This is a genomic window from bacterium (assembly GCA_024226335.1).
Classification (GTDB): Bacteria; Myxococcota_A; UBA9160; order SZUA-336; family SZUA-336; genus JAAELY01.
On the sequence record JAAELY010000148.1, the window covers coordinates 1 to 4,072 of the forward strand.

Here is a 4,072-nt window from a genome sequence, read left to right on the forward strand (position 1 = left end):
CCGAGCGGCAGGACCTTCACACTGCCGTCGCTTCCGATCTCCACGAGTCCGTCGCTCTCCTGTTCGGCCAGCGATGAAATTTCGGCTGCGTAGACATCTGCGAATTCCTTGCCGAACACCGCGCGGTATTCGTCGGCCCGTAGCTCGCTGCAAGAAATCACGCGGAAGATCACCCAGCGGCGCTCAGCGTCTTCCGCCGAGAGTCGGTGGCCGCGCATGGTCGCCACACCGCCTTCGGCGACCGCCTCACTCCAGGATGGCAGGTCGCGGTGCGACTGGGCGTAGGCACTGCCGAGTTCGCTGATCGCACTTGGCCCGAACCCGATCAATTCGACGCCGTCTTGTGTGGTGTGTCCCATGAAACTGCGCCGCAGGGTTCCCGAGCGGAGGGCTTTTGCAAGACCGTCTTCCGGTTTCGCGAAGTGGTCAAGACCGATGAATTCATAACCGCAGTCGAGCAGTCGGCGGATGCCCAGCAACATGATCTGCACTCGCGTGCTCGGTTCCGGAAGATCCCCACGCTCGAAACCGCGTTGCTGTTTGGCCACCCAGGGTACATGGGCGTAGGCGTAGAGTGCGATGCGGTCCGGGCTGATCGCGATCACGTCATCGAGCGTGCGGGCAAAGCTTTCCGGTGTCTGATACGGGAGGCCGTAGATCAAATCGAGTCCTATGCTCGAGAAGCCGGAAGCTCGCGCGCGGTTGACCAGGTCGGCGGTCATTTCGGGTGACTGTATGCGGTGGATCGCTTTCTGTACGCGTGGATCGAAGTCCTGTACGCCTAATGAGAGGCGGTTGAATCCGCACTCACGCAGCGTGTCTACGTGCTCGGGCGTGGTCACGCGGGGATCCACTTCGATCGAAATCTCTGCCTCTTCCGCGACCGGAAAAGCGTTCGTCAGCATGCCGAAGAGCCTGTGGATCTGCTCGGGCGAGAGGTGAGTCGGGGTTCCACCGCCCCAGTGAATCTGGCCGACGGCCTGCTCGCCGACGAGGGCTTTGTGAATGGCGTCGATCTCGCGCTCGATCGTGGAGAGGTAGCGTTCGACCAGATCGGCGTCGCGCGTGATGACCCGATTGCACGCGCAGAAGTGACAGATCTCGCGACAGAAGGGCACGTGGACGTAGAGCGCGCGCGGTGCGCCCGGCTCGCGATCGGGGTCCTGCAGGTCTCGCACGAAGGAGCGAGTGTCGTAGTCTTCGCTCCAGACCGGTGCAGTCGGGTAACTCGTGTACCGGGGCAGCGGCTTGTCGTACCGGGGCAGGATCTGTTCCAGTACTTCCCAGCCGACTCCTTCAAGTGCAGATTCGACCATCGGGTCCTCCGGAGTGCGAGTAGGTTCAATCCGCCCGATTGCGCGGATGGGCGTGCCCCGATAGGCTCTGGAAGCGCGCCGCAGGACGTAGCCGTGGCCATCATGCGATACTCGCAGGCCGCTGGCAAAGCGGCCCCGAGCGGGTCTCTGCTCGGTTCCGTTGCCATCATCTTCAGACCCTTCAGGAGGGAGTCGCGTGTCCGAATTTTCGTCCCAGTTTTCCGGCCAGGAAGGGCGCTGAGTCATGGGAGACTCCGTCACCGATCTGCATCGCATCGAGCCCGAAGAGTTCTCTCGCGAGGTGCACTCATTCGAGTATTGGTTCCGCTCCGTAGAAGGCTACTTGAGCGAACGGCCCTACGGACATCGGCCCGATCTCAAAGAGCCCGAGCGCACACCGGAAGAGCGGGAGCGCTTGATCTCGATTCTCTCCAGCTATTGCGTGGGAGAGCTGGCTTCGCTGGAGGGATCCAGCGGTCTGGTCGCGATCGCTCCGAATTCGGATTTCCGTGTCTTCCTCGCGACTCAGGCCGTGGACGAGGCGCGGCATCTGGAGGTGTTGCGGCGGCGCCTGGCCGATCTGGGAGCGGACTGTAGCGAGGCGGCTCTGCTCGACCGGGCCATGCCTCCGCTGCGAGCGTTCCGACGGCGTCTGCACGAGTTGATCCGCGCGCGCGACTGGGAAGCGGCGCTCCTGGCGCAGAACGTGATTCTCGAGGCGATGGAGTTTGCGGCGTTTCAGTCGCACGCCGAGGCCACCGACCCGATCACGCGGGAAATCCTCGAAGGCATCATCAAGGACGAGCGTCGACACATCGGCTTTGGTGAAAACGAAATCGGTCGCAGGCTGCAGGAGACCCCGCACATTCGCGCACGCCTGAGCCAGGTTCGGGCTGAACTCGACCCCCTGGTTCTGCAGACTTTCTCTGACACTCTCGCGGCGATCGGTGTAGACGCCAGCGAAGAACAGGAACTCGGCCGCCGCTATCTGGCGGCTGTCGACCGGCTGGAGTTGCGCGAATGACCGATCCACTGTTGAAAGAAGCCGAAGCCGAACGCAGCCGACAACGCTACGTCCTCGACGATACCGGGTTCGACGAAGTTCCCGCCAAGTACCGACGCTTCTATCGCCGTTGGGACGGGTCCGGCGATTCTCTAGCGCCCAATGAGGTTCTCTGTCCGGTCTGCCGGGTAGTGATTCGCTCGAGTCGCGAACTGCGCCCCGGGGACCGCGTGTATTGCATGCCCTGTATGTCGCGCCTCGTCGTGATGGAAGGCGACCATGGACGGCTGGAGGCGCGAGTCGCCTACTGAGAGTGTCGGCTATTCGCCGCCCGCGGCGATCCGTTCCAGCGCATCGGGTTGGGTGACCTCGATCCAGCCAACGCCGCCCTCGATCCAGCCTTCCTTTTCGAAACGCCGCAGCACACGGATTGCGGTCTCTACGGTCGTGCCTGCCGATTCTGCGAGCAAACGCCGCGTGGTGCGGATTCTCGGGCTGCCGATCGAGTCGAGCAGGGTGCGGGCGATTCGCTCCGGAACCCGTTCGTGGGCGAAGGAGCAGAGACGCTCGTGGGCGGTCTGGAGCCGACCGGCAATGATTCCGAGCAGGGCGCGCGAGAGTTCAGGGTCGGTCTGCAACAAGGTCGTGGCCACGCGGCTCGGGACCCCCCAGGCCTCGCCTGCGCTCAGTGTTTCGGCGCTCTCCGCGTGGTGCTCAGCCCCGGTAATGGCGGCCATGCCCAGTAGATCCCCGGGCCGGAGCAACTCCAGCGTCGTCACGCGTCCGCTGGCCGTACTCCGGATCGTGCGAATTTCGCCTCTGCGTACGACCCACACGAATTCCGCCGGTTGCATCGTGTGATACAGAAACTCGCCCCGAGCGAAGCGTCGGAGCTTCATATGCGGCCGAAGCTGTTTGAGGCGTTCGCGTCCGAGGACGCGAAGCACGCCCTCCGCGCGGGTGTTCTGGCTCGTCAACTCAGAGGTCCCTGCAGCGTGATAGCGCGTCCCATCGAGCGCAGTATCCACAATATCCCGAGAGTCGGGCTCCGGGCGCTCTGGGAACGGCTCGGCGACATGATCCCCGTCATAGCATCCTGTTCAGCATGCCGGTAGCGTGCCCGACTGATGCCAGTGCAGCAACCGGAAACGAATCTCGAACGCCTGCATCTGGACCAGTGGTGGGAGGGGCACAGCCTCCTGGGGCAGCTCGTCCGCCGGGTGGATGAGACGGCTCAGCAGGGGCCTCTGGAAGGCGCCCGAGCCGCCCTGGACGAGTTCCAGGACGCACTCGAAGGCCACTTCGAGGTCGAGGAACGCATCTACTTTCCACTGGTCGAGCGTTACGCTCCCGTGCAGCGGGACCGCGTCCGCCTGGCGCGCGAAGCCCACGGAGTGATCCGGACTCAGCTCGTGAAACTGCAAGAACTCATGGCCGCCGGAGAGCGGAAAGCCGCGCGCGTATGTCTCGGAGCGCTGCTGGGTACCTTTCGGGAACACGAGATCGATGAATCGGTCCTGGTGGAAACACTCGCGGAATTCGTCGAAGGCTAGCAGGCTGCGGAAGGACCCTGGACCGAGACACGCGAGTGGATTTCGTTCGCACTCGAGGCGCTGAGGCGAAGCTGTAGTGCCTCTACAGCGAGTCTCAGCAACGAAGAGCGCGGATGAAAGACGCCGCGTGACGACGGGAATGGTTTTTTCCGCAGCCTGCTAGGGGGGCAGGGGAGGTCGAGCCGAAGCTCGGGACCCTC

Annotated in this window: 5 protein-coding genes; 3 read left to right on the forward strand and 2 right to left on the reverse strand. The window is 63.6% G+C overall.

The genetic code is table 11. The annotated features are described in order from the left end of the window. The coding region (gene hemN, locus GY725_06865) for an oxygen-independent coproporphyrinogen III oxidase (GenBank protein MCP4003900.1) at positions 1-1,316 on the reverse strand (1,316 nt) is incomplete at its 3' end. Positions 1,317-1,560: 244 nt separating this feature from the next. On the opposite strand from hemN, the gene GY725_06870 reads away from it, so the two are divergent. Both GY725_06870 and GY725_06875 read left to right on the forward strand, forming a co-directional pair. Then, a complete protein-coding gene (locus GY725_06870; protein ID MCP4003901.1) occupies positions 1,561-2,340 on the forward strand; it encodes a long-chain fatty aldehyde decarbonylase in 780 nt (259 codons plus the stop codon). Continuing rightward, positions 2,337-2,630: a hypothetical protein gene (locus GY725_06875; GenBank protein MCP4003902.1), complete on the forward strand. Its 294-nt coding sequence runs from the start codon at positions 2,337-2,339 to the stop codon at positions 2,628-2,630. The genes GY725_06870 and GY725_06875 overlap by 4 nt, the downstream gene beginning before the upstream one ends. A 9-nt stretch (positions 2,631-2,639) precedes the next feature. Here the strand turns inward: GY725_06875 and GY725_06880 are convergent, their stop codons facing one another. Continuing rightward, a complete protein-coding gene (locus GY725_06880; GenBank protein MCP4003903.1) occupies positions 2,640-3,296 on the reverse strand; it encodes a Crp/Fnr family transcriptional regulator in 657 nt (218 codons plus the stop codon). 150 nt (positions 3,297-3,446) lie between these two features. On the opposite strand from GY725_06880, the gene GY725_06885 reads away from it, so the two are divergent. Next, positions 3,447-3,872, forward strand: a complete 426-nt coding sequence (locus GY725_06885) for a hemerythrin domain-containing protein (GenBank protein ID MCP4003904.1) — start codon at positions 3,447-3,449, stop codon at positions 3,870-3,872. The last annotated feature ends 200 nt before the right edge of the window (positions 3,873-4,072 follow it).

Bases quoted from the DNA above. Each gene is read 5' to 3' on its own strand.
- GY725_06870 (MCP4003901.1), top strand. From the start codon at position 1,561: ATGGGAGACTCCGTCACCGATCTGCATCGCATCGAGCCCGAAGAGTTC.
- GY725_06875 (MCP4003902.1), top strand. From the start codon at position 2,337: ATGACCGATCCACTGTTGAAAGAAGCCGAAGCCGAACGCAGCCGACAA.
- GY725_06885 (MCP4003904.1), top strand. From the start codon at position 3,447: ATGCCAGTGCAGCAACCGGAAACGAATCTCGAACGCCTGCATCTGGAC.